General features: G+C 69.0%; 20 protein-coding genes, 1 tRNA gene and 1 pseudogene. 6 read left to right on the top strand and 16 right to left on the bottom strand.

The window, feature by feature from the left end; translation table 11 throughout:
- Positions 1-79: 79 nt before the first annotated feature.
- Genes ACWDUZ_RS26395 through ACWDUZ_RS26385 form a run of 3 tightly spaced genes read right to left on the bottom strand, consistent with a single transcriptional unit; the run spans position 80 to position 5173 of the window.
- Positions 80-2215 carry an acetate--CoA ligase family protein gene (locus ACWDUZ_RS26395; protein WP_451634294.1) on the bottom strand — a complete coding sequence of 712 codons (2136 nt, stop codon included), beginning with the start codon at positions 2213-2215 and terminating at the stop codon, positions 80-82.
- Positions 2216-2219: 4 nt separating this feature from the next.
- A complete protein-coding gene (gene frc / locus ACWDUZ_RS26390; protein ID WP_451634293.1) occupies positions 2220-3452 on the bottom strand; it encodes a formyl-CoA transferase in 1233 nt (410 codons plus the stop codon).
- Positions 3453-3463: 11 nt separating this feature from the next.
- On the bottom strand, positions 3464-5173 hold the full coding sequence (locus ACWDUZ_RS26385) for a thiamine pyrophosphate-binding protein (RefSeq protein WP_451634292.1): 1710 nt from the start codon (positions 5171-5173) through the stop codon (positions 3464-3466).
- 176 nt (positions 5174-5349) lie between these two features.
- Between ACWDUZ_RS26385 and sucC the strand changes: the two genes are divergently transcribed.
- The 4 genes from sucC to ACWDUZ_RS26365 all read left to right on the top strand — a co-directional run bounded on the left by sucC (position 5350) and on the right by ACWDUZ_RS26365 (position 9186).
- Positions 5350-6480, top strand: coding sequence for an ADP-forming succinate--CoA ligase subunit beta (gene sucC, locus ACWDUZ_RS26380; protein WP_451634291.1), 1131 nt, complete (start codon positions 5350-5352; stop codon positions 6478-6480).
- A 14-nt stretch (positions 6481-6494) separates the two neighbouring features.
- Entirely contained in the window at positions 6495-7379 is an 885-nt protein-coding gene (sucD, locus tag ACWDUZ_RS26375; protein WP_451634290.1) for a succinate--CoA ligase subunit alpha, read from the top strand.
- Between the two features lie 32 nt (positions 7380-7411).
- Positions 7412-8953 (top strand): aldehyde dehydrogenase family protein, encoded by a 1542-nt coding sequence (locus tag ACWDUZ_RS26370; protein ID WP_451634289.1) that lies wholly within the window; start codon positions 7412-7414, stop codon positions 8951-8953.
- 148 nt (positions 8954-9101) lie between these two features.
- Positions 9102-9186, top strand: a tRNA-Leu gene (locus tag ACWDUZ_RS26365).
- A gap of 738 nt (positions 9187-9924) precedes the next feature.
- Here the strand turns inward: ACWDUZ_RS26365 and ACWDUZ_RS26360 are convergent.
- A complete protein-coding gene (locus ACWDUZ_RS26360; protein WP_451634288.1) occupies positions 9925-10785 on the bottom strand; it encodes a hypothetical protein in 861 nt (286 codons plus the stop codon).
- A 188-nt stretch (positions 10786-10973) separates the two neighbouring features.
- A complete protein-coding gene (locus tag ACWDUZ_RS26355; protein ID WP_451634287.1) occupies positions 10974-11558 on the bottom strand; it encodes a nucleosidase in 585 nt (194 codons plus the stop codon).
- On the opposite strand from ACWDUZ_RS26355, the gene ACWDUZ_RS26350 reads away from it, so the two are divergent.
- Together ACWDUZ_RS26350 and ACWDUZ_RS26345 are read left to right on the top strand one after the other, a co-directional pair.
- Positions 11541-11972: a DJ-1/PfpI family protein gene (locus ACWDUZ_RS26350; protein ID WP_451634316.1), complete on the top strand. Its 432-nt coding sequence runs from the start codon at positions 11541-11543 to the stop codon at positions 11970-11972. The two genes, ACWDUZ_RS26355 and ACWDUZ_RS26350, sit on opposite strands and share 18 nt — an antisense overlap.
- A complete protein-coding gene (locus ACWDUZ_RS26345; RefSeq protein WP_451634286.1) occupies positions 11969-12430 on the top strand; it encodes a DUF2269 family protein in 462 nt (153 codons plus the stop codon). The genes ACWDUZ_RS26350 and ACWDUZ_RS26345 overlap by 4 nt, the downstream gene beginning before the upstream one ends.
- Before the next feature lie 158 nt (positions 12431-12588).
- On the opposite strand, the gene ACWDUZ_RS26340 is transcribed toward ACWDUZ_RS26345, so the two are convergent.
- The 11 genes and pseudogenes from ACWDUZ_RS26340 to ACWDUZ_RS26290 form a co-directional block, all read right to left on the bottom strand.
- Entirely contained in the window at positions 12589-12897 is a 309-nt protein-coding gene (locus tag ACWDUZ_RS26340) for a GNAT family N-acetyltransferase (protein WP_451634285.1), read from the bottom strand.
- A 338-nt stretch (positions 12898-13235) separates the two neighbouring features.
- Complete coding sequence (locus ACWDUZ_RS26335) at positions 13236-13718, bottom strand: peroxiredoxin family protein (RefSeq protein WP_451634284.1); 483 nt, start codon at positions 13716-13718, stop codon at positions 13236-13238.
- A gap of 709 nt (positions 13719-14427) precedes the next feature.
- Entirely contained in the window at positions 14428-14652 is a 225-nt protein-coding gene (locus tag ACWDUZ_RS26330) for a hypothetical protein (RefSeq protein ID WP_451634283.1), read from the bottom strand.
- The gene (locus tag ACWDUZ_RS26325) at positions 14649-15299 is read right to left on the bottom strand and encodes an RNA polymerase sigma factor (RefSeq protein WP_451634282.1); all 651 of its coding nucleotides are present in this window, start codon (positions 15297-15299) and stop codon (positions 14649-14651) included. The genes ACWDUZ_RS26330 and ACWDUZ_RS26325 overlap by 4 nt, the downstream gene beginning before the upstream one ends.
- A 529-nt stretch (positions 15300-15828) precedes the next feature.
- Positions 15829-16761, bottom strand: a complete 933-nt coding sequence (locus ACWDUZ_RS26320; RefSeq protein WP_451634281.1) for a lactonase family protein — start codon at positions 16759-16761, stop codon at positions 15829-15831.
- 55 nt (positions 16762-16816) lie between these two features.
- Positions 16817-17284 (bottom strand): annotated as a pseudogene (locus tag ACWDUZ_RS26315) (DDE-type integrase/transposase/recombinase); the annotation flags it as partial.
- Positions 17285-17399: 115 nt separating this feature from the next.
- A complete protein-coding gene (locus tag ACWDUZ_RS26310) occupies positions 17400-17660 on the bottom strand; it encodes a transposase (RefSeq protein ID WP_451634315.1) in 261 nt (86 codons plus the stop codon).
- 178 nt (positions 17661-17838) lie between these two features.
- Positions 17839-19107, bottom strand: coding sequence for an MFS transporter (locus tag ACWDUZ_RS26305; protein ID WP_451634280.1), 1269 nt, complete (start codon positions 19105-19107; stop codon positions 17839-17841).
- An 818-nt stretch (positions 19108-19925) separates the two neighbouring features.
- Positions 19926-22208 (bottom strand): FUSC family protein, encoded by a 2283-nt coding sequence (locus ACWDUZ_RS26300; protein WP_451634279.1) that lies wholly within the window; start codon positions 22206-22208, stop codon positions 19926-19928.
- Positions 22209-22329: 121 nt separating this feature from the next.
- A complete protein-coding gene (locus ACWDUZ_RS26295; protein ID WP_451634278.1) occupies positions 22330-22650 on the bottom strand; it encodes a hypothetical protein in 321 nt (106 codons plus the stop codon).
- A 313-nt stretch (positions 22651-22963) separates the two neighbouring features.
- Complete coding sequence (locus ACWDUZ_RS26290; protein ID WP_451634277.1) at positions 22964-24040, bottom strand: methyltransferase; 1077 nt, start codon at positions 24038-24040, stop codon at positions 22964-22966.
- Between the last annotated feature and the right edge of the window lie 417 nt (positions 24041-24457).

Below are 24457 nucleotides of genomic sequence, written 5' to 3'. Positions count from 1 at the left end.
CCGGCCGCCCGCGCCCAGCGGGCTGTGTTCCGCCCGGGGGCGACCCCCGGACCCCCGGCCGGTTCTTGGTGCGCCGGCGTCACGACAGCAACCCCGCCGCCCGCGCCCAGCGGTACTTCGCGCCCAGCACCGCCACCGGCTTCTCCGTCGTGTACGGGTACGCCACGACGCCCCGTTCGAAGAGGTACTGGCAGGCCTCCTCCACCTCCACGTCACCGGCGAGCGAAGCCACCACCGGCTTCTCGATGCCGCGTGCGCGGAACTCGGCCACCACGCGCGCGGTCAACTCGGCGAACACCATGGGAGGGGTGACGATGGTGTGCCAGTAGCCGAGGACGAGCGCGTGGATGCGCGGGTCCTGAAGGCCCAGCCGGATCGTCGCCTCGTACGTCGACGGCGGCTCGCCCCCGGTGATGTCCACCGGGTTGCCGGCGGCGCCGAACGGCGGGATGAACCGGCGGAACGCCTCGTCCAGATCGGGCGGGATCTCCATCAGCGACAGCCCGTTGTCGGTCACCGCGTCGGACAGCAGCACTCCGCTGCCGCCGGCCCCGGTGATGATGACCACGTTGTCGCCCTGCGGGGTGGGCAGCACGGGCAGCGCGCGGGCGTACTCCAGCATGTCGTTCAGACCGGGCGCCCGGATGACCCCCGCCTGCCGCAGGATGTCGTCGTACACGGCGTCGTCGCCGGCCAGGGCCCCGGTGTGCGACCCGGCGGCCTTCGCGCCCGCCGCCGTACGGCCCGCCTTGAGCACCACGACCGGCTTCTTCGGCACGGTCGCCCGCGCGGCCTCGACGAAGGCACGGCCGTCCTTGAGGTCCTCCAGGTGCATCGCGATGCACTCGGTGTGCGGGTCCTCGCCGAACCAGGTCAGCAGGTCGTCCTCGTCGAGGTCCGACTTGTTGCCCAGGCCCACGATCGCCGACACACCCGTCTTCGTGGTGCGGGCGAAGCCCAGGATCGCCATGCCGATCCCGCCCGACTGCGAGGTGAGCGCCACACCGCCCTTGACGTCGTAGGGCGTGCAGAACGTGGCGCACAGGTCCTGCCAGGTCGAGTAGTAGCCGTAGATGTTCGGCCCGAGCAGCCGGATCCCGTACCGTTCGGCGATCGCCACGATCTCCGCCTGGAGCTCGTGCTCGCCGGTCTCCGCGAACCCGGAGGGGATCAGCACCGCGTTGGGGATCTTCTTGCGGCCCACCTCCTCCAGGGCCGAGGCCACGAACCGGGCGGGGATCGCGAAGACCGCCACATCCACCTCACCGGGGACGTCCGTGACACTCTTGTACGCCTTGCGGCCCAGAATGTCATCGGCCTTGGGGTTCACCGGGTGGATCTCCCCGGAGAAGCCCCCGTCGACGAGGTTGCGCATCACCGAGTTACCGATCTTCCCCGGCTCGTTGGAGGCGCCGATGACGGCCACCGAGGCCGGCTGCATCAGCCGCCGCATGGAGGCGAGGATCTCGTCGCGGGTGTACTTCTTCCGCGCGGGTGGCTGCTCGTCGGCGAGGATGACCCGGATGTCGGCCGCGACCGCGCCCTCCGGTGTCGCGATCACCGGATTGAGGTCCACCTCGGCGATCTCCGGGAAGTCCGCGACCAGTTGGGACACCCGCCGGATCTGCTCGGCGAGCGCCCACCGGTCCACGCCCGCCCGCCCGCGCACCCCGCGCAGCACGTCCGCCGCACGGATCGAGTCCAGCATGGACATCGCCTCGTCGGCGTCCACGGGGGCCAGGCGGAACGTCACGTCCTTCAACACCTCGACGAGGACTCCGCCGAGCCCGAAGGCGACGACCTTGCCGAAGGTCGGGTCCGTCACCGCACCGACGATGACCTCCTGCCCCTGCGGCAGCAGCTCCTGGATCTGCACCCCCTCGATGCGCGCCGTCGCGTCGTACGCCCGCGCGTTCTCGATGATCCGGCAGAACGCGGCCCGTACGTCCGCCGCGCCCTCCACGCCGACCACGACCCCGCCGGCGTCCGTCTTGTGCAGGATGTCCGGCGAGACGATCTTCATCACCACCGGCCCGCCGAAGCGTGCCGCGCACGCCACGGCCTCGTCCACGTCCCGCGCCAGCTCCTCGCCCGGCACGGCGATCCCGTAGGCGTCGGCGATCACCTTGCCCTCGGGCGCGGTGAGGGCGCTGCGGCCCTCCGCCCGTACCGAGTCGAGCAGGGCGCGCACCCTGAGCTCGCGGTCCTCGGCCATCACGTCAGATCACCCCGTTCGACTTCAGCAGGCGCAGTTCCTCGTCGCCGAGGCCCAGCTCGCCGACGTAGACCTCTTCGTTGTGCTCGCCGAGCAGCGGTGAACTGCTGACCTCGACGGGGGAGTCGGACAGCTTCAGCGGGCTGCCGACGGTGACGAACTCGCCGCGCTCGGGGTGCGGGACGCGCACCACCATCTCGTTGGCGACCAGCGACTGGTCCTCGATGATCTCCTTGGTGGACAGGATCGGCCCGCACGGGATGTTGTGGGCGTTGAGCTTCTCCAGCACCTCCCACTTGGGCAGCGTCGAGGACCACTCCTCGATCAGCTGGAACATCTTGTTCAGCCGGGGCAGCCGGGCCTCCGGGGTCGCCCAGTCGGGGTCGTCCGCGAGTTCGGGCCGGCCGATCAGCTCGCTGATGGGTTTCCAGCCGACCGGCTGCACGATCACATAGACGTAGTCGTTGGGCCCGCCCGGCGCGCACTTGACCGCCCAGCCGGGCTGACCGCCGCCGGAGGCGTTCCCGGAGCGGGGGACCTCCTCGCCGAAGTCCTCGTTGGGGTACTCGGCGAGCGGGCCGTGGGCCAGGCGCTGCTGGTCGCGCAGCTTCACCCGGCACAGGTTGAGCACCGCGTGCTGCATGGCCACGTTGACCCGTTGCCCGCGCCCGGTCCGCTCGCGCTGGAACAGCGCGGCGAGCACCGCGGCGACCAGGTGCACCCCGGTCCCGGAGTCACCGATCTGCGCACCGGTCGCCGTCGGCGGCCCGTCCTCGAAGCCGGTGGTCGACATCGACCCGCCCATGGCCTGCGCGACGACCTCGTACGCCTTGAAGTCGGTGTACGGGCCCTCGCCGAACCCCTTGATGGAGGCGTAGACGAGCCGCGGGTTGATCTCCTTGATCCGGTCCCAGGGGAAGCCCATGCGGTCCACCGCGCCCGGCCCGAAGTTCTCTACCATGACGTCCGAGCGCCGGATCAGCTCGGTGAGGATCTCCTTGCCGCGTTCGGTCTTGGTGTTGAGGGTGATGCTCCGCTTGTTGCAGTTGAGCATCGTGAAGTAGAGGGAGTCGACGTCCGGGAGGTCGCGCAGCTGCCGGCGGGTGATGTCACCGGCGGGCGCCTCCAGCTTGACGACGTCCGCACCGAGCCAGGCCAGCAGCTGGGTGGCGGAGGGGCCGGACTGGACATGGGTCATGTCCAGGACTCGGATGCCTTCGAGTGCCTTGCCCGTCACGAGCGTTCACCTCACTTGTACATCGTCTGGTTCATGGTTCCGGGGGCGTACGCGTCCGGGTCCACCCAGACGTTGATCAGCGACGGCTTGCCCGACTCGCGGGCGCGCCGGAGGGCCGGCCCGATGTCGGCGGGGTCGCGCACCTCCTCGCCGTGACCGCCCAGCATCTGCGCGAACTTGTCGTAGTGGACGTCGCCGAGGGTGTTGCCGACCCGCTCGCGCTCCTTGCCGTACTTGGCGGCCTGGCCGTAGCGGATCTGGTTCATCGAGGAGTTGTTGCCGACGATGCCGACGAAGGGCAGGTCGTAGCGGACCAGCGTCTCGAAGTCCCAGCCGGTCAGGGAGAAGGCGCCGTCGCCGAAGAGGGCGACGACCTCCTTGTCGGGCCGGGCCTGCTTGGCGGCGAGCACGAAGGGGATGCCGACGCCGAGGGTGCCCAGCGGCCCCGGGTCCATCCAGTGGCCCGGCGACTTGGGCTGGACGACCTGTCCGGAGAAGGTGACGATGTCGCCGCCGTCGCCGATGTAGATCGAGTCCTCGGTGAGGAAGTCGTTGATCTCGCTGACCAGCCGGTAGGGGTGGATGGGGGAGGCGTCCGACCTGAGCTGCGGCAGCCGCTTGTCGATCGCTGTCTGCTCGGCGGCGCGCAGCTCGTCGAGCCACTCCTTGCGCCTGGCGGCGCCGCCGTCGAGGCGGCCGGAGGCGGCCTCGGTGACGGACTTCAGCACCAGCCCCGCGTCACCGACGATGCCGAGGTCGATGTCGCGGTTCTTGCCGACGGTCCGGTAGTCGAGGTCGATCTGCACGACCGTCGCCTCGGGCGAGAGCCGCTTGCCGTAGCCCATGCGGAAGTCGAAGGGGGTGCCGACGATCACGATGACGTCGGCGTTCGAGAAGGCGTACCGGCGGGAGAGCTGGAAGTGGTGCGGGTCGCCGGGCGGGAGGGTGCCGCGTCCGGCGCCGTTCATGTACGCGGGGATGTTCAGGGTCCGTACGAGCTCGATGGCGGCCTCGGTGCCGCGGGTCGTCCAGACCTGACTGCCCAGCAGGATGGCCGGCTTCTCGGCGTGGACGAGGAGGTCGGCGAGGGTCTCGATCGCCTCGGGGTCACCCGCCGAGCGGGTCGAGGCGCGGTAGTGGCCGGCGGCCGGGACCCGGGCCTTGTCGCGGGGGACCTTGGCGTCGAGCACGTCGCGTGGGATCTCCAGGAAGGACGGCCCGGGTGCCCCGTGGTAGCACTCGCGGAACGCCATCGACACCATGTCCGCCGCGCGGGCGGTGTCCGGAACCGTCGCCGCGAACTTGGTGATGGGCGTCATCATGTCGACGTGCGGGAGGTCCTGGAGGGACCCCATCTTGTGCTGGGTGTGCGCGCCCTGACCGCCGATCAGCAGCATCGGGGACTCCGCGCGGAAGGCGTTGGCGACACCGGTGACGGCGTCCGTCGTACCGGGACCGGCGGTGACGACCGCACAGCCGGGTTTGCCGGTCAGGCGCGCGTAGCCGTCGGCCGCGTGGGCGGCGACCTGTTCATGGCGTACGTCGACGACCTCGATGCCCTCGTCGACGCAGCCGTCGTAGATGTCGATGATGTGGCCACCGCACAGGGTGTAGATGCGGTCGACCCCCTCGGCCTTGAGGGCCTTGGCGACGAGATGACCGCCGGAGATCACGTCCTCGGTGTGCCGGGCCTGCTGGGCGTCCTGGGTGTCGTCGGGCATGGCGAAGTCCTGTCCCTTCGTAGGGGTGGAACTGCTCTCGCGGTACATTGCATACAGTCGACGAATACTGTATGGAGCTTGTTATCCCGCATCCGGTGGGTGGTGTCCAGGGGGCGTGCGGCACTTTTCGGGGGCCCAGGGGGCCGCCGCCGAGGACACGGCAGACAGGAGCCGAGATGGACCTGTACGAACACCAGGCAAGGGAACTCTTCGCGGAGCACGGCATCGTGGTGCCGAGGGCCGAGGTGACCGACTCACCCCAGCGGGCCCGGGAGATCGCGCGCGGCCTCGGCGGCCGCGCGGTGGTCAAGGCCCAGGTGAAGACCGGCGGACGGGGCAAGGCCGGCGGCGTCAGGCTCGCCGCGGACCCCGCCGCCGCGGAGCAGACCGCACGGCAGATCCTCGGAATGGACATCAAGGGCCACACCGTGAACACGGTCATGCTGGCCCAACCCGTGGACATCGAGGAGGAGTTCTACGTCTCCTACGTGCTCGACCGCGCCGAGGGCCGCTTCCTCGCGATCGCCTCGGCCGAGGGCGGCATGGAGATCGAGGAGGTCGCCGCCGGCAGGCCGGAGGCGGTCGCCCGGGTGCACATCGATCCCGCCCGGGGCGTCACCTCGGCGCTGGCGAGCGAGATCGCCGAGGCGGCCGGGCTCCCACCGCAGACCGTCGACGTCCTGGTACGGCTGTGGGAGGTGCTGGTCCGCGAGGACGCGCTGCTCGTCGAGGTCAACCCGCTCGTCCGCACCCGGCAGGGACAGATCCTCGCCCTCGACGGAAAGGTCACCCTCGACGACAACGCCCGCTTCCGGCAGTCCCGCTGGGGGACCGACGAGTCCCCGCACGACGACCCGCTGGAGGCGGCGGCCGCCGCCAAGGGCCTGAACTACGTCAGGCTCGACGGAGAGGTCGGCGTCATCGGCAACGGCGCCGGACTGGTCATGTCGACGCTGGACGTGGTGGCCGGCTGCGGCGCCCGGCCCGCCAACTTCCTCGACATCGGCGGCGGGGCGTCGGCACAGGTCATGGCCGACGGACTGGCCGTCATCCTCTCCGACCCGGCGGTCAGATCGGTCCTCGTCAACGTCTTCGGCGGCATCACCGCCTGCGATGCCGTCGCCGAGGGCATCGTCCGGGCCCTGGACACCGTCCGGCTGACCCGCCCGCTGGTCGTCCGCCTCGACGGCAACAACGCCGCACGCGGCCGCGCCGTCCTCGACGCACGCGCGCACCCCCTGGTCCACCAGGCCACCACCATGGACGGCGCCGCCCGCCGTGCCGCCGAACTCGCCACCGCAGCCTAAGGAGACGGCACGCCATGGCCATCCACCTCACCAAGGACAGCAGAGTCCTCGTCCAGGGCATGACCGGCGGCGAGGGCATGAAACACACCCGCCGCATGCTCGCCGCCGGCACGGACGTCGTCGGCGGCGTCAACCCGCGCAAGGCGGGCCGCACCGTCGACTTCGACGACCGGGTCGTCCCCGTCTTCGGGTCGGTACGCGAAGGAAGGGAGGCGACCGGCGCGGACGTGAGCGTGGTGTTCGTCCCCCCGGCCTTCGCCAAGGCCGCGGTGCTGGAGGCCGCCGACGCGGGCATCGGCCTCGTCGTCGTCATCACCGAGGGCATCCCCGTGCACGACTCGGTCGCCTTCACCGCGTACGTGCGACGCACGGGGACGCGGGTGATCGGCCCCAACTGCCCGGGCCTGATCACCCCCGGCCAGTCCAACGCGGGCATCATCCCGGCCGACATCACCAAGCCGGGCCCCATAGGGCTGGTCTCCAAGTCCGGCACGCTCACCTACCAGCTCATGTACGAACTGCGCGACATCGGCTTCTCGACCTGCGTGGGCATCGGCGGCGACCCCGTGACCGGCACCAGCCACATCGACTGCCTGGCCGCCTTCGAGGCCGACCCCGACACCGAACTGATCGTGATGATCGGCGAGATCGGCGGCGACGCCGAGGAACGCGCCGCCGCGTACATCCGCGACCACGTCACCAAGCCGGTCGTCGGCTACATCGCCGGCTTCACCGCCCCCGAGGGCCGGACCATGGGCCACGCCGGCGCCATCGTCTCCGGCTCGACGGGCACCGCGCAGGCGAAGAAGACGGCACTGGAGGCGGCCGGCGTGGCCGTGGGCGACACACCGACCCAGACGGCGCGCCTCGCACTGGCGGCACTGGAAGCGCGCACGTGAGCGCACCGACGCACCGGGAGCGGAGCGAGTCGATGGCATCCACCCTCACCCTCAAAGCCCACACCGACTGGGACGACGCCTGGCAGCGCTGCCTCGCCGTCGCCCCCGAGGCGTTCCGGGACGACCGCGTCCTGAACCTCTGGAACGCCGCCTGGCAGGCGGACGGCCGGCCACTGACCGCGACCAGCCCGGTCGACGCCCGTCCGACGGCCGGCCCGCCCCGTCTGGACGCGGCCACCGCCGAACGGGCCGTACGCGCCGCCCTGGACCAGCACCGCGCCTGGCGCCACGTCCCCCTGCCCGAACGCCGCGCCCGGATCGCGGCCACCCTCGACGCCCTCAGCGCACACCGGGAACTGCTCGCGCTGCTCCTGGTCTGGGAGATCGGCAAGCCCTGGCGGCTGGCGCGGGCGGACGTCGACCGGGCCGTCGACGGAGTGCGCTGGTACGTCGACGGCATCGAGCCGATGATCGCCGACCGTTCCCCCCTGGACGGCCCGGTCTCGAACATCGCCAGCTGGAACTACCCGATGAGCGTCCTCGTGCACGCGATGCTGGTCCAGGCCCTGGCGGGCAACGCGGTCATCGCCAAGACCCCCACCGACGGCGGTGTGGCCTGTCTCACCCTGGCCTGTGCGCTGGCCGCCCGGGAAGGCGTGCCCGTCACCCTGGTCAGCGGCAGCGGACACGAACTCTCCGAGGCGCTGGTGCGCGCGCCGGAGATCGGCTGCGTCTCCTTCGTCGGCGGCCGGGACACCGGCGCGGCCGTGGCCACCGCCGTGGCCGACCTCGGCAAACGGCACATCCTCGAACAGGAGGGCCTGAACACCTGGGGCATCTGGAACCACAGCGACTGGGAGACCTTCGCGGCCGTCGTCCCCAAACTCTTCGACTACGGCAAGCAGCGCTGCACCGCCTACCCGCGCTTCGTCGTCCAGCGCGAACTGTTCGACGAGTTCCTGGCGGCCTACCTTCCGGCGGTGCGCGCCGTGCGGGTCGGCCACCCCCTGGCCGTGGAGCGGCGGGAGGACCCCTTCCCCGAGCTGGACTACGGCCCCCTGATCAACGCGGCCAAGGCCAAGGAACTGACCGACCAGGTGGCGGAGGCCGTCGACCGCGGCGCGGTCCCCCTGCACCGGGGCCGGCCGGAGCACGCCCGTTTCCTCCCCGGCCAGGACACATCGGCGTACGTCCACCCGGTCACCCTGCTGAACCCACCCCCGTCCTCGCCGCTCCACCACGCCGAACCCTTCGGCCCCGTCGACACGATCGTCCTGGTCGACACCGAGGCGGAACTCCTGGCGGCGATGAACGCCTCCAACGGCGCCCTGGTCGCCACCCTCTCCACCGACGACCGGGCCACCTTCGACCGCCTGGCCCCCCAGATCCGGGCGTTCAAGGTGGGCCACGGCACCCCTCGCTCCCGAGGCGACCGTGACGAGCTCTTCGGCGGCTTCGGCGCGGCATGGCGCGGCGCCTTCGTCGGCGGCGAGCTGCTCGTGCGGGCGGTGACACAGGGTGCACCGGGGGAGCGGCTGCCCGGGAACTTCCCGGAGTACCGGCTGACGCCATGACGTGACCGCCAGGTGACCGTCGGTAGCCCGGCAAAGTCGCGTCACACCCCTGCGTACCGGACGGATATGCAGGTGAAAGCCACTCCGAAACCTTGGTATTCTTGTGTCTGTCGCCGCGGGGTCCGCCCCGCCGGGCGGCAGACACCTGGTCCGGGTGGCGGAATGGCAGACGCGCTAGCTTGAGGTGCTAGTGCCCTTTATCGGGCGTGGGGGTTCAAGTCCCCCCTCGGACACAAACAGTGACATCACGGTGATGAGGGCCTCGACCTGGCGGTTGGGGTCCTCGTTGCGTGTATGTAGCTGATGGTGACGCCCACGGCCTCGTAGGGCGGGGCCTTTCTTCTCGGCGGCGGCGGTTTGGATGCGCTGCGCGATATCCCGGAGACTCTCGGTGATCTGCCGGATCTGTCGCGCGTTGAGCGATGATTCCTTCTTACGGATGGCGTCGGGGCGCGCGTCGATCTTCTTCTGTGCCGCATCTTTGTCTCGCTGGGCCTCGTCGATCCACTGGGTGACGACGGCGGGATCGGCTCCGGCGCTTTGGGCGGCTTGTAAGCGGGCAAGCCGGCGTTCGCATTCTTTGATCGCCTGGCGTGCTTGGGGCTGCTCGGCCCGGGCGATCGACCGGTCAAGGGTTTGGCACACGATGTCCTCCCGCAGGTAGACGGTGCTCGGGTGGGTCAGGTCGGGATAGAGGGCGGCTTCCTCCTCTTTGAATTCGCAGTGGTAATAGACGCGGTTGCGGATCGTGGCCGGCTGCATCTTGCGCCCGCACAGGCTGGATGGGGCCCGGCCGCGCAAGGCGTAGGGGCGTGCGTTCCGCTTCCCGGTGCGCTCCTGTCGGCCTTGGCTGCGCACTCATTGCTTGCGAGCGGTTCGGCCGTGGCCGGTGGGCGGCGGCCTGCCCGGATCACGTGGCCACGTTGCCGGCGTAGCGCCGCAAGGCGTCCACGCTGTGGAAGGCGCGGTAGTCACTTGCCTCCAGGGCAGCCTGCTCGTCCGGGGTGGTTTCCGGGACCAGGACCACGGGGTCGCCCACTTCCTCCCGCAGGCCCTGGGGCCAGAACGCGATGGCCACGAGGACGGGGCCCGCGGGGGGCCAGGTTGGTCACCTCGCTGTCCAGTTCGGGCTCGGCGAACCCCTGCTGTCGCAGGTCCTCCAGCAGCTGGGCCAGGCCGGGCACGTCCTCGTCCGTGGCAGCGGCGGTTACCGGGGCGGCGGTCGACCTGAGGACCGTGGCGTGGGCGGGTGCGGCCAGGCCGACGGGAGACGGTCCCTTGAGCAGTTTGGTGAGGAACATGTTCGAAGCCTCGGCGAGGAGTTGACGTCGGGCTGCGAGGAACGAGCGGTAGGCGTCGATGCGCCACAGCTCCGGGTCAGCGGGAATCCACTGCGATTCGAGGGCACCTGGAACCTTCTGGGTGATCACCGGCAGGCAGTCCTCCGGCCGTTTGGCGCTGATCCGCAGGTTCGTGTCCTGGGTGAGGAAGCAGAAGTAGGCGACTGCGTTGACTTCGGCCCTGTTGTAACCGTGCTTGTAGAGCAGGGCCTTGGGGAAGATGTGGTGCACCTGGAGGGAGCTGAGCTTTCCGAGCGTGCCTTCCTTCAGAGCGTTCCCGTTTCCCAGGTCCTGTGCCCCGTGGACCCGGGACAGCATGGAGAGCAGCGGGTAGAAGCGGGATCCCATGCTGGAGCCCTGGAAGTCGTCGGGCCGGACCTCCAGCCGGCCGCCGCGGGCCTGCCGCTCGCAGGCGCAGGCCGGTCGCGGGCGCAGCCGAACCCGGCAGCCCGCCGGAACCGGACCTGCCCGATGTTTTATGCGGATGGCCATCGGCCACCGATCGGCGCAAGTACCCGAACGGCATGCACATCAGGCCCTATGACTTGCGGATTCAGGTGCACGCGGCTCACTGGACAGGGCAGTTGCCCGTCGTCGACGATAACGACTGTTCGTCGACAAGCACCGCCGTGGATGGGCATCGGGGCTGCAGACAGCACGATGGCCGAAGCGAGGAGGACTCAGGCGTAGGAGGGGACGTTGCGGGCCGCCCAGTCCGCCAGGATGCGCGCGCAGTCCGCGACCGTTTCCCGCCAGGTCCCGGCAGCTCCCTCACCAGCGTCGTCGCTGACGTGCTTGACGATCTGTAGAGGGACACCTGCTCGCTGCGCGGCCGTCGCCAGGGCATAGCCCTCCATGTCGACCAAGGGTGCATGCACCGCCAGTCGGGTGCGAGCGGCCTCATCATTGATGAACGAGTCCCCCGTGGCCAGCGTAGGGCCACTGCCGTCGCCTACGGTCAAGGGCGTGCCATAGGTCTCGCCGGTCAAGGTGAGGAGGGTATCGCTATCCAAGTCGTGTTGTATGACCGTGCCGATGAGGTGAGTTCCGGTCAGGCCCGGGCACAGGGCTCCAGCGGTGCCGAGGTTGATGACCTTCGACGGCAGTGGGCCGCCGGCCAGGGCAGCGGCCAGGGTGGTGGCGGCGTTCACCTTTCCCATACCTGTCAGCAGGATGGGCAGGGACGTGTCGAGGTACTGGGCCTCTTCCTTGACTGCCAGCACGAGTAGGGGGCGGTTACTGGTGATCTGTCCTGTGAGCTGCATGATCCCAGGGTACGAGCCGTCCAACTCGGTCCGTTTCGCGGGCGCACACTGACCACCGAACTGCCCGCACTCCTGAAGCAGGCGATGGACGATCCGGACGTAACCGTCGCAGCCGTCTGCGGCGGCTCACTCGTCCTGGCCATGGCGGGTCTGCTGGAAGACCGACACGCCACCACGCACCACCTGGGCCTGGACCTGCTGGACGCCACCGGAGCGCACGCGGTAAGCGCCCGTGTCGTCGACGACGGCAACCGGCCCACCTGGAGGCAGGCCGTCACCAAGCCCATGCGGCTCAACCTGGCCTTCGACGTGACCGTGGACGGCGACACGCTCAAGGGCACCTCCAAGGCAGGACGCCTTCCGTCCTCGAGGGTCACCGGCGAGCGCCTGACGGCCGTGGAGCGCCCGGCGTGACCAAGATCCTGCTGTCCTTGCACGTCCTGGCTGCCATCCTGACCGTCGGCCCCGTCACCGTCGCTGCAAGCATGTTCCCCGCGACACTGCGCCGCACTACCGGTGACCGGGACGGCATCCGCACGACCCTGCAGACGCTGCACCGCATCTGCAGGGTCTACGCCGGCATCGGCATCGCGGCCCCCGTCTTCGGCTTCGCCACAGCCAGCAGCCTCGGCGTCCTCGGCGACGCCTGGCTGATCACCTCGATCGTGCTGACCGCGGCGGCCGCCGGGATCCTGATCCTGCTGATCCTGCCAGGTCAGGACCGCGCCCTGACCGACACGGCGGCCCTGGCTGAAACGCCGGCGCCCGCAGCTGCGAACCGTCTCGCCATGGCAACCGGCCTCTTCAACCTCCGCTGGATGACCGTCACCGTCTTGATGATCACCCGCCCCGGCTCGACCACAGGAGCATGACCACGCATCCGCGCTGACGGCGCCACCTGCGACTCACCCCCGCCGCAGGCAGCAACGACTCCAGCACCGACCACTGCTCATCGGAAAGACCCCCACGCCCCACACGGTGATCATGACGGCACGAGCCATGGACCAGAACCCGGACCTACAACACGGCCCTAGTCCTCAACCTTGCTGTGGCTCTGATAGGCGAGGTCCTGATAGTCAGGGTGCCGGGCCATCCAGGTGGTGATGAACGGGCAGACGACGAGCACCCGCAAGCCATCCGCCCGCGCGGCGTCCAGGCCCGCACGGGCCAGCGCCGAGCCGACGCCCTGCCCGTTGAACTCCTGGTCGACCTCGGTGTGGGTGAAGACGATGAGCCCACTCTCGCTGGTGCGCAGGTACTCGGAGAACCCGGCCAGCCGCCCGTCCACGCGAGCCTCGTAGCGATGAGTGTCGGGAGAGTCGGTGATCTCGATGGTCATCGTGTGCCTTTCGAGAAGTAGGGCGAGAGGGTCCGGTCATCGTAGACATAGGTGCAGGGGATTCAGCGGGGTCGGTTGCGGCGTGGCGGTCCAGCGTGTGGGGTGATTGTGGAAGACTCCGTCCGTCGCGGTGGCGTCCGGCGGCCGTGCGGCCCAGGCCACGGTCTCCGGAAACGGTCTTGGGGATCGCCACCTGCCGGTGCGGGACTGCGACCTCGTGTCGCGGGATCAGCGTCTGGGCGCCGATCGTCGCGGACGTCGGCTCACGCATACTGTGATCATCCTGCAGGAATGATCACGAGATGCGCGCGGGCTGTCGGTTACTGGGACATGCTCCTCTAGGCGGCGTGCTCCTTGACGTAGCGGATGAGGCCGGCGACGTCCTCGGGAACCAGGCGTCCGATGGCGCCATTGGAGTAGACGGCGACGATGACACGGCCCTGGGGGTCGAGGACGAACCCGGTCGACTGCAGGTGCTCGGGGTCCTCGTTGACAAAGGCCCCAGTGGCCGCGGCGACGGACTGGGCGTCCGCACTGTGTCCGACGGGGTAGGTCAGCTTGAGCTTGTCGATCAGGGCCTGGGTGGTGGCCTCGTCGTCGACGGAGAGTGCGACGACCTTCACACCGAGCTCCTCGAAGGTCTCACGGGCACGCTGGAATGCCCGCAACTGGCCGTTGCAGTACGGGCACCAGGAGCCTCGGTAGAACAGCACGACGCCGAAGCTCCCCTGCAGGATGTCGGGCAGGGAGATCTGGGCGCCGCCCGGAACCGTGACGGTGATCGCAGGGAAGGCGTCGCCGGGGTGCAGGACGTGACTCATGGTGGTTCTCCTGTTCGTATGGTTTCGTGATTTTGCGGACGCCGTTCGCTCGGGCGCTTCTGGCCATCCCGCCTGCGGTATGGGGGCAACCGGCCTCGAAAGAGGCCCGGACAGACCGCTGAACCGGCACCGACGCGGTGAGGCCGTGGCGCAGGTCCCCCGGTCTCGCTGGTGGCGTGACAGGCCGAAGGCTCCGGGGGAGCCGTGCGGCCGTGGCCACAATCGCGTTCCCGATGGTGGGGTCGACCGGGGGGTGAAGGTACACAGGGCCCTCACCTCTCCGCTCTCCTCGGGTGTCCACATGCGATTGGCAGCACCCCGGAGCGGATTCTTACTGGAAATCTCGGATCGGCTCTGCGAGGGCGCCACCTGGAGCAGTGCGGTCACGTCGTCGCTGCCGAGGCGAGGGCCGATGATCGGGATACGTACCGGGCGCGGAGCGCCGATTGCCGCAGACTGCAGCGAGAAGGATGGGGCCGATCGGATCGCCGTCGACGGCGCGGGCCGCGGCTCCGCTGGGCCCTCGCTGCTCCTGCGCCGTATCGCAGGGGTCGCTCCGGTGCCAGGGCGTCCGTCTGAGGACGCCCTGGGTCATGCCCGTCGTGATCCGTTGGCGCTGTCGTCGTTCGCTGAACCGTTCAGAGGCCGCCGGCATACGGCCATAGGTGCGGCCGATCACCGTCGTCGATCGTGTGGCTGGTGCGACGCGTCAGAGGTCGTGCGCAGCCAGGGCGATGGCGGCCAGCAGTCCCTGGTAGTCCTCCGAGCACGGCCCACACGCCCGCAGATGGGCCTCCACACCCGCCATTGGGCCGGTGTGCCGGTCGTTCTCGGGCATCTCCGCGTAGAGGTGAAGGACCTCCATGGCGCGCTCGCAGCCGACGTCACGGGGATCGGTCCGCAGAAACGCTTCCAGCTTCGTCGTGTCGGTCATGAGGGCCTCGATGCGCTCGTGTTCAGGTACCCCAGGGCGGTCAGCCGAGCGCGCAGCCTGCTGCGCGCATCGAACATTGTCTTGTAGACGGCGTTGCGGTTGGTGCCGAGCTTGTCCACCAGCGCGTCGAGCGGCACGCCGTCGACGACGAGCGCCACGAAGACACGCCGCTGGTGATCGGTGAGGACGTCGTCCACAGCCGCACGCACGCCTGCCAGCAATTCGCCGGCCTCGGTCTCAGCGCCCGGGTCGACGCCGAAGTGGTCCGGCAGCCGTTCCCACTCCTCGTTGTCCAGTGTGACGCCCGGTGTCCTCCAGAAGTGGCGGCCGAGCTTGGACGAGACCTCCAGTACCACGAACTTGAAGGCCCACGTGGTGAACCTGCTCTCGCCACGGAACTGCCCGATCTTGCGTGTGATCGCCAGAAGAGCGTCCGCAGCCGCCTGGTGGGCGAGGTCATCACGCTCGGGGCCCACGACGTTGTGGGTGGCGCGTCGGCCGATCTCGAAGCGCGCGATCCGCAGCAGCACTTGGTGGAGCCTGGTACAGGCCTCCTCGTAGGGGCGTCCCTGCGACTTCAGAGCACGCACCCATCGTTCGGAGTCAGGATCGAGTCCGGCATGCGTTGCGTTGCCGGGGTCGTTCATCACGGGAACGAGGGGTGGCCCCGCGGCCTCCATATCGCCTTCGGTCACACTGTTCGCCATGGTGCTCGCAGTCTCCTGGGCAAGCGGCATCGGCGTCGCAGGCCACACCGGCACGGGACGAGCCAGACGCCGCGGTCACGCGGCCGGCCGGTCCGATCACCGACCCGAGGGGGCGGGGCACGGCGCCCCGGCCAAATGGTGGCAGGAGCCGCATTCCTGCGGCAACCATAACAGCGCCGAACGGCGGCGACCGACGGGCATCGTGAGCCCCGTCTCCTGCGGATACCGGTGTCGTGCTTGCACCGCCTGTACATCGGCGGACAAATTGGTCGAGACCACTCGGCTGCCGCACGCGCAGGGTACAGGTTGACACCAGCCCCTGGACCTCAGGGCTCCCGGTGCGGTCCCGGGGAACACTGACGGGGATGCCCCGCACCCCGCCCGTAGGATCGGCGGAGGACCCGCTGTGGTGCATGGGTTGTCTCCGGGTGGCTGCCGCGAGCCTGCGGCAGCCACCTCCCGCGCCTGATCAGAGAGCGACTATGCCCTCGCCGCCCACCGCGTCGGGCACTGTGACCGAACCGACCTTCGTCAGCGAGCCGTCGGCGTTGACGCGGAATTCGTCGACGCCGCCGGTCGCACCGGTCTGGGCGTAGAGGAACTCCCCGTCGGAGGAGACAGCCGCGTCCACCGTGCCTGCGCCGGTCGAGGTGTTGCCCAGGACCTGCAGCGAACCGTCGGCGCCACCGTGAACGCCCGTGAGGGAGCCGCTGCCCGCATTGGCGGCGTAGAAGTTGTCTCCGTCACGGACCACCCAGCAGGTCGCCGTCTGGCCCGTGGCCACCGCGCTGACCCTGGTGAGTTGAGCGTCCCGTCCGAACGCGTAGGTGGCCACCGAGTTCGAACCGGCCTCGGTGACGACCAGGCGGCCGACGGCGTCGAACGTGAAACCGAACGGCACTGCACCGGGGGTGGGGGTGACGACTGGCTCGGCCGAGATGCCCAGGGCACTGACCTGGAACACGTCGATGCTGTTGCCGACACCCTTGGTCGTGACGACCAGTTTGCTGCCGTCCGGGGTGAAGCCGACCTGCGCCGGGGTGTGGGTGAACTGCGGAGTGGCCTTCGGGTCGAGGCCGAGCGCGCGGTGCCAGGAAGGCACCTTCAGCAGCTTGTCGCCGACGCGCAGGAAGCCCTGCACCGAGCCGCCGTCCAGGGCGTTCAGCACGTACACCAGGTTGCCGTGCACGGTCACGCTGACCGGGAAGGAGCCGCCGGAGGAAATGACCTGGCGCCGTACGAGCTGGTCGCCCTGCACCGAGAAGACCGTGATCGTGTTGCTTCCGGCATTCACCGAGTACAGCAGCCGGTGCGCCTTGTCGTACGTCAGTGAGCCCTGGGATGCCAGGTTGTCGACCACGGCCCCGTCCTGCTTGCCCCCGAGGCCGCCCGTCGCGTACACCCGGTGCTGTTTCAGGGAGCCGTCCGCCGCACGGCACCGAGGCCTTGGCTCGCTCGGTGAAAACCCAGGAGGTGAACTGGACGCCGTGGTCGCTGTGGATCACGGTGCCTGCGGCTGGTTGGCGGTTGCTGATGGCCATGTTGAGAGCGTTGGTGACCAGGGCAGCTGTCTGGGAGGAGTCGATGGACCAGCCGACGACACGGCGTGAATGAGTGTCCAGGACGACCGCGCAGTACACCTCTCCCTCCCTGGTGGGGTGCTCCGTGATGTCGGTGACGCAGAGCTTGTCCGGAGCAGTTCTGGCGAAGTTGCGGTCGACCGGGTCGGCGGCTGTGGGGGAATCGTGCCGCGGTCGTCGGCGGCGGTTGCCGGGCAGGCCCTTGCTGCCGGCACGTTGCATCAGGAGCATTACGGTGCCGTGGCTCACGGGGATGCCGTGCCCGAGCCTGAGCGCGGCGTGGACTCGGCGGATTCCGTAGGTTCCGTGCGAGGCGGTGTGGATGGTGGTGATGGCCTCGGTCAGCCGCGATGCCGCAGCGAGCGTGGGGAGGGCGGCCGCGAGCGCCAGGCGTAGCAGCCGGACTCGGACACCCGCAGGACTCTGGTCGCCAACTGCACGGACAGTCCCTCGCCGGCCATTACCGCGACGGCCTCGAAGCGTCTTTTGGAGGCACCACCTTGCCTATCAGCGCCGTTGCCCGGCGATGGATGGCCAGTTCCGCCTCCAGTTCGGCGATGCGTCGTCGGGCGGCCACAAGCTCGGCCTGGTCCTCGCTGGTTGGCCCCGGCAGTCGGCCGGTATCGATGAGGTGCTGACGGCGCCAGACGTAGATCGTCTGCTCGCTGATACCGAGGTCATGGGCGATCTGCCTGATCGCCCGGCCGGCTTTCGACGAGATCGAGGACCTTGCGCCGGAACTCGGCCGCGTAACGACGGGGCACGGAAGCCTTTTTGAGTCTCTGAAGCATCATCTGTCCAGCAAGGTGACTCCACCAGACCCGGGGCACATCAGGGACTCCACGAATCCAGGGTCAGCTCAACGAGGGTGTTCGGCAATGCTCTGGCGGTGAGGTTCGTCATGATGACTCACCATGGTGGCTGGCCGGGTCCGTGTGCGGGTTGCGTGCAGCGAGGAGGGTGAACAGGGTGGTGATCACGACAAGGCTGCCGTATCCGAGTGCGATCCGTGGTAGCGAGAGGGCGTTCGAGAGCTGGCCGAAGATGAGGCTGATGAAGGCGGCGCCGCTGTAGCAGAGGAGGTAGATCGCGCTGAAGATCGGCGCCCGGTCGGCCAGGGTGCTGCCGTGCAGCAGACCGCGGGTGGCGGCGGTGACAGCGATGCCTTGACCGACGCCGCTGACGATGGTTGCAGCGATGAACAGCGGCAGTGTGCCGATGGCGACGGCTGAAATGATGCCGATCCACCCGGCCAGGAAGACGGTCATGCCGATGCGCTGGGCCGCCGCTGGTGTGAACCGGCCGCCGATGGGAGCACCGAGAACGCTGGGCGCCATGTAGGCGGCGAACACCAGTCCGAGGATGAGCGGGCTGTGGGTGTGGAGTTGATCTTCGACCAGCGAGGGCATGAAGGACTGGTAGAAAGCCCCGGACGCATAGCTGATCACGAACACCGTGGCCGCGACCGGGAGCAGACGCCTGACCCGCGCCGGTACGCGGACCCTGGGTATCAGTGATCGCCAAGCGCCCGGCGTCGGCTTCGCGGTTTCCGGGCTGATGACGATGAGCACGGCGGACAGGACGAGGAGACCGGCGCATACCAGGTAGATGAGTTCGCGTGGCCAGGGGGCGAACTGGACCAGGGCGCCGGCGGCGATGGCGCCGAGGGTGAGGCCGAGCATGGGTCCTTGGCTGGAGGCGACGGAGGCCAACCATGCCGGCCTGGCGGGCGCGGCGTCGACGATGTACGAGGTGAGGCTGCTGCTGGCCAACCCCGTACCGATACCCATCAAGAGCCGAGCGGCCAGCAGAGTGCCGATGTGGTGCACGTCCAGGAGCAGCAGAGTGCCCAGCAGGAGCAGGCCGAGGCTGGCGATCGCGGCGCGCCGTCGGCCCAGATGGTTGGACAGTCGTCCCATCAGCAGCAGTGCGGCGATGATGCCGACCGAGTAGGCGACGAAGGCCAGCGAGAAGCCGGCGTTGGTGAACCCGTCCTCGGCCCGGTAGGTGTTGAGCAGGGGGATCGGTGCGGCCGATGCGGCAAACGAGGCCACCAGGGAGATGATCGCAGCTGCGAATGCCGGCCGGAGTGTTCTGCCCTGGCGAGAGCGGTTGATCACTGATGAGACGCCCGTGTCGTCGGCAGGGGGTGCGTTCAGTCGTGCCATGACGGATCAACCTCCGGTAGCTGTGCGAGTGCTCGCCGGGCCCAGGCCGGGCCGAGCATTTTTATGGGCCTGACGGCCCACTTCAGGAGTTAACAACGTTCGAGAATGGGCTGTCAAGCCCACTTCATGACTCCCGAGCACCCCTGTTCAGCTGTGCGGTCACGGTCTTGGGAGAGCGCGGCAGCGCGGCAGCGACCTCACGGTCGGCCGGGCCCCCGAGCATCAGCCCGACCACTTTCAGCTCCCGCGGTGACACCTGGTCGCCGTATCCCCGTCGCCCGCCATGCCACACGACGCGGTGCACCGCGCCGCTCGCGCGCAGCCGACGCAGCACTCGATCGGCGTCGCGTCCGGCGCCCGTCCGACTGACTCACTCCGTACGTACTTCAGTCGTCACCGGCCTGTTCCCGTCGGCCGGCCGCCGGCGGACACTGCGCGCGATTCTCGCGGCAGCGCAGTTCCTTCTGGGGCCCGGGCAGCGCCTGCCATGCACGCACCGCCTCCTCCCACGCGGCGGCCGCCTCCGGGAACTCTTGCCGTCCGGCGCGAACCGCCGTCCGGCACATCAGCAGCGCCGCCCCCCTGCCGTGGTCGGCGGCGGCCCCGCAGCCCCTCTTCGACCCCGAGGGTCGGCAGCTCCGCCTCCGCCTGTGTGACGCATTCCTCGACCTCGCCGACACGATCATCACCGCGAGCAGTGTGATCCGGCAGGCACGGACGATCCCCCGCTGGGACGAACGCACGAACCGCCGACCCTGACCGCACCCCTGTCCGCGCGACCTCCAAGGGCTCCCGACAGTCGGTCCCTCCCACGGATCTCAAGCTGATCCGGTGACGGCAATCCGCGTGTTGACGTCGCCGGCCGCCGCTGCAATCGGCGCCTGAAGTCGGCGGGCTGTTTCCAAGTGGTCGCCGGTCCATATGATGCGCACGCTTGTTCCTGTCGCCCGCCCGTCCGCATCGTGCAGGTCACGGCGGACCGCCTCGACCAGTCGGGAGTGGTTCCTCGGATCGGAGTTCAGGGGATCGGGTACCGGCCCTTTGTCTTCCAGCCCGTCCGCCAGACTCTGGTACCACCGCAGGATCCGCTCTGCCATGATCACCAGTTCCTTCTGTGCGGCGGCACGGTCGTCGAGCAACGCTCTGTCCGTGGACCGCCGCCACAGTTCCAGGACCGCGTCGCCGGCCAGGCGGAGTTCGACCACCCCGGTGACCAGGGTCGTCATCTCACACAGAGGCACTGCCTTGGCCCCGTGCTCGGCCAAGTACGTTCGGAAGGCATCGTCCAGCCGACGTGCTGCGGCCGCCGCCTGCCGGCCCTCCTGCGGAACCTGGATGGCCGTAGGCCCGAGAGCACAGCACGACACCGCATAGTCCACCGCGGCGAGCAGGTATCGCGCACTGTCGGCGTACGCATCCGCCAGCGCCTTGCTGACCGCCGCGGTGGCGCCCCGCGGCCAGAACAACAAGCCGACGAGCAAACTCACGGCGCCGCCGAGCGCGATGTCCTCGATGCGGAACAGGATCACCGAAAGGCCGGCAGGCTGCGCGATGTTGAACAAGATCACCACGGTGAGAGTGAAGGCCGCCTGCCCGGCAGCGAACGAGACCGCCGGACCGACACCTGAGAACACCACCGCGAGTGGCAGGAGCACCCACAACAGAGTCGTGTGGTGTCCGATGAGCTGAAGAACAGCGACGCCCAGGACCGAACCGGCCAAAGTGCCGCCGAGGGCGCGAAAGACGTTCTGTCCGGTGCTGAGCGCGTTGGAACGCAGAACTGACAGGGTACCGAGCACGACCCAGAAGGCGTGCTGGACACCGGTCACGTCGGCCAACGCGACCGCGATACCCAGGCCGACGGCACCGCGGATGCTGTTGTGCAGCCAGACCGAGTGCGGTTCCACATGTGCCGTCGCACGCTCCACAGCGCTGGTCAGCGGCCCGGCCGGCGCCCCCGGCACCCGGCCGAGCAGATGGTCCCGCCAACTGCGCTGATGAGCGGCCCGGGCGGTGTCGACGTTCTGCGCGATCTGCAGGACGACGAAGGCCACCTCCTGGGCCCGGAAGGACACGTCGAGGCTGTCGATGAATATGTCGAGGTCGAGTTCGCCGGTTTTTCCGGCGCGTGGCGTCGGCAAGCGGCTGACGGCCCCGTCCTCCAGCGCGGTCAAAGCGTTGCGAAGTTCCGCCGCCGCGGCCAGAAGCCGTTCCGGGGAGCCGCCTGGATCATCGAGCAACTGCGCCGACAGATCCAGAACTTCCGCAGCAGCCCTGCGCACCTGCGAGGACTCCGGGGTGCCCACCGGACCGACCTCCACTGCGGGTGCGGCCTCCGCAAGGATCGCGCTCAGCCAGGTCAGCTCATCGACCAGTCGGACCAGGGCCCGAGACTCGGTCGACAGGCCCGTGGGCCGGTAGGGGGTGGCGGTGAAGGCCTGCCGCAGCTTCTGCGCACTCGACTCGGTCTCCGCAGCGCAAGCACGGCACTCCCGGAACGCCGGGGCCGGAGACCCACCCGTGTAATAGTCCGCGTCGGCTCGTAGCTGAGCCGCCGCCGCTCTGCAGACGCGCGCCGCCGGCGCACTGAGCGGATCACCCTGCGGCCTAGGCCACAGCAGCCAGACCGCGAGCATGGACGCCCCGGCCGCAATCGCCACGCCTACCAGCCGTTCGGGCAGCTGCTCCAGCGGCGCGGGCGCCGACGCCGGCAGAATGAACGCAAGTAGCAGCGACGTCGTGGCGCCGGCCAGAACCGAGCTGACTACGCCCGAGAAGAGCACGACGAAGCCCACCAACGCCGTCGCAGCGGCCGCGGTCAAGACCGACCGGGTCGCAAGGGTACCCAGGGAAACCAGCACCAGCCATGCAATGGCGAGCACCACATGTGCCCGCATACGCTGGGCCATGGGACCGGTGAACTCGACCAGCAGAAGCATCGAGAATGCGCTGAACGCAGCGAAGGTGGCGGCGACCGGCGCATGGAAGACCTTGGCGCACAACGCGAAGAGCAAGGGCAGCACCACTGCGGTTCTGGCCGCCCGTCGTGTGGCGGCCAAGCCCGGATCCCGGCGGCGCAACCATGCGGTGAGCTGACGCATCCGATTCATCGCAATCCGCCTCGGGTCAGGGACACGATGACCGGGCGAGGCTGCCGTGGGACGTTCTTCGTGCCGGTCGTGGCCGCCGCGCGGTCGGCCCGTGCACCGGGGGACGCCAAGATCACGCGGCAGTGCTCCCCGTGTGGTCCGACAGCTTCTCCAGCATCAGCAAGGCCACCGGCGTTGACGCCACGTAGCCCTCCCGAATGATGCGATGGTCGGGACGGCGGCACGCCCCACCAGGGTGGGTACAACAGGCCGACGCGCTGGACGAGGCAAGCAGCGAGACGAGCCCCGACGCGACAGGACCGGCGCAGGCGGCACCGGGCAGGCACGAGTGTCGAGGCGTGACCAGCGATGCGGCCGGGGCCGCACTGCCGGGCTCGACGACAGGATCTGCCACCGCCTTCTCTGGCGTGATCCGCTTTCCGAACAGCCCCATGAGACTCGTCCATCCTTTGCTTGGGAGAGGTGTCGACGACGGGCGGGTCCAGCCGCTTTCTGTTGGCAAACACCGGTGCCGACTCGCCCTACTGGCGTCGGCCGTGCCGCCCGTTCTTACCTTCGGCCCGACCGCCGACTGCGCCGGTGCAGGCTGCCGATGGGCGACCGACAGATCGCGGCACAACGGTGGAAGTACCACCTGCCTCGATCGCTCGGAGAGGTTCCGGCCCAAGGTGCAGGAACCCGCTGAGAACCGGGTCGACACCGGTGGACTCACGCGCGCCGTGGCGGTGCGGGTACCGTGGTCGTACTCAGTGGTCGAGCCCTCCGGTTCGAGGGCTCGACCCCGTGTGAGCTGAGTGTCGGCGCAGTGTCGCCTCGATGAACGAGAACGGTGTCGAGGTCGGCACGATACGGTCGAGGGTGAACCCGGACGAGTCCAGGAGAGACTGGTACTCCTCAGCGGTGCGCTCACGCCCTCCCACCATGGTCAGCATCTGGAGGTCGAGCACCTTCGCGAGGTGCGGTGTGTCGTCGGGCGGGCTCACGGCCTCGACGAGGACGACCCTGGCCCCGGGAGCAGCCGTCTTCGCAATCGTGTGCAGGATGCGTCGACAGAACTCATCGTCCCAGTCATGGAGGACGTAGGACAGGACGTACACGTCAGCGGCGGGCACCGACCGGAAAAAGTCGCCTCCTACGCTCTGGACGCGGTCGGCCAGACCATGGGCGGCCAGGTTCTTCCGTGCCGCGGCCACCACCTCCGGACGGTCGAACACGATGCCCCGCCGGTCCGGGGCGTCGGCCAGCAACTGTATGAGCATCGACCCGTCAGCGCCACCGAGGTCGGCAACGACAGCGCCCTTCGGCAGCCGGTACCCGTCGAACATGCCGGACCGTAGGCCGTTGGTGACGTTCGCGAAGGTGCGGTTCTGGATCTCCACCTTCTCAGCGTCGGTGGAGATCCAGTCGAAGAACGGCCGGCCGTAGTATCGCGTGGCCGCGGTCTCCCCGGTCAGTGCCGTGTGCAAGAGCTCACTGAACGGCCCGTACTGTATGCCCACCAGATAGAACGCGGCATACCGCACGGAGTTGGGGTCGTCCTCGGCCAGAGTCGCGCTGAGCGGCGTGTTTTCCACTTTGTCACCATGGGTGCGGAATACACCGAGGGAGGCCAGGAAACGGATGATCCGACCCAGCGCGTCGGCGTTGGCGTTCGTCTCGGCGGCGAGTTGGTCGACCGTCCGCGGGCCATCCGCCAGAACAGTAGCGATGTCCAGTTTGGCCACCACGTACAGCGCCTGCGAGATCTGGAATCCCGACAACAGTTGGATCATCTGCATCTGTGCAGGTACCTGTACCGGTGGTGTGTTCTCGGTGGCGCTCATGAACTGGCTTTCCGTCCGTTCCGTTCAACTACTGGTTGATATATCGTCGAAAACAAATTCTGGCCAAGAGCTTGAAGTCAACTGCATTTCCTTCACGGAGGCCGTCGTGAGGATGGACAGCATGCTCCTCAGGGGTCTTCGCAAGGGCTGTTCACCCGCCCGTCCCTGATGCCGGTCGAGGCAAGATGAGGTTGATCCCAGCGGCTTGGTGCTGACGAGTGGGTGCGTGACAGCGGGCGAGATGTCTGCGCTGATGAGTGGCATGATCAACGTGTGACGATCATGCGCGAACGAGACGCCTTGCGCATCGGCTGTTCATCGGGATCTCCGGACGCCGTCCGGGATGGATGCGGCTCGGCGCCCGGGTGCTCGCGGATCGACCGCAACCTGTTCGCCGCCGCACGCGGTCCGAAGGCG

This window comes from Streptomyces sp. NPDC003393 (assembly GCF_053589015.1).
Note: the sequence above shows the minus strand (reverse complement) of the source record. Positions and strands in the feature narration are given on the sequence as shown.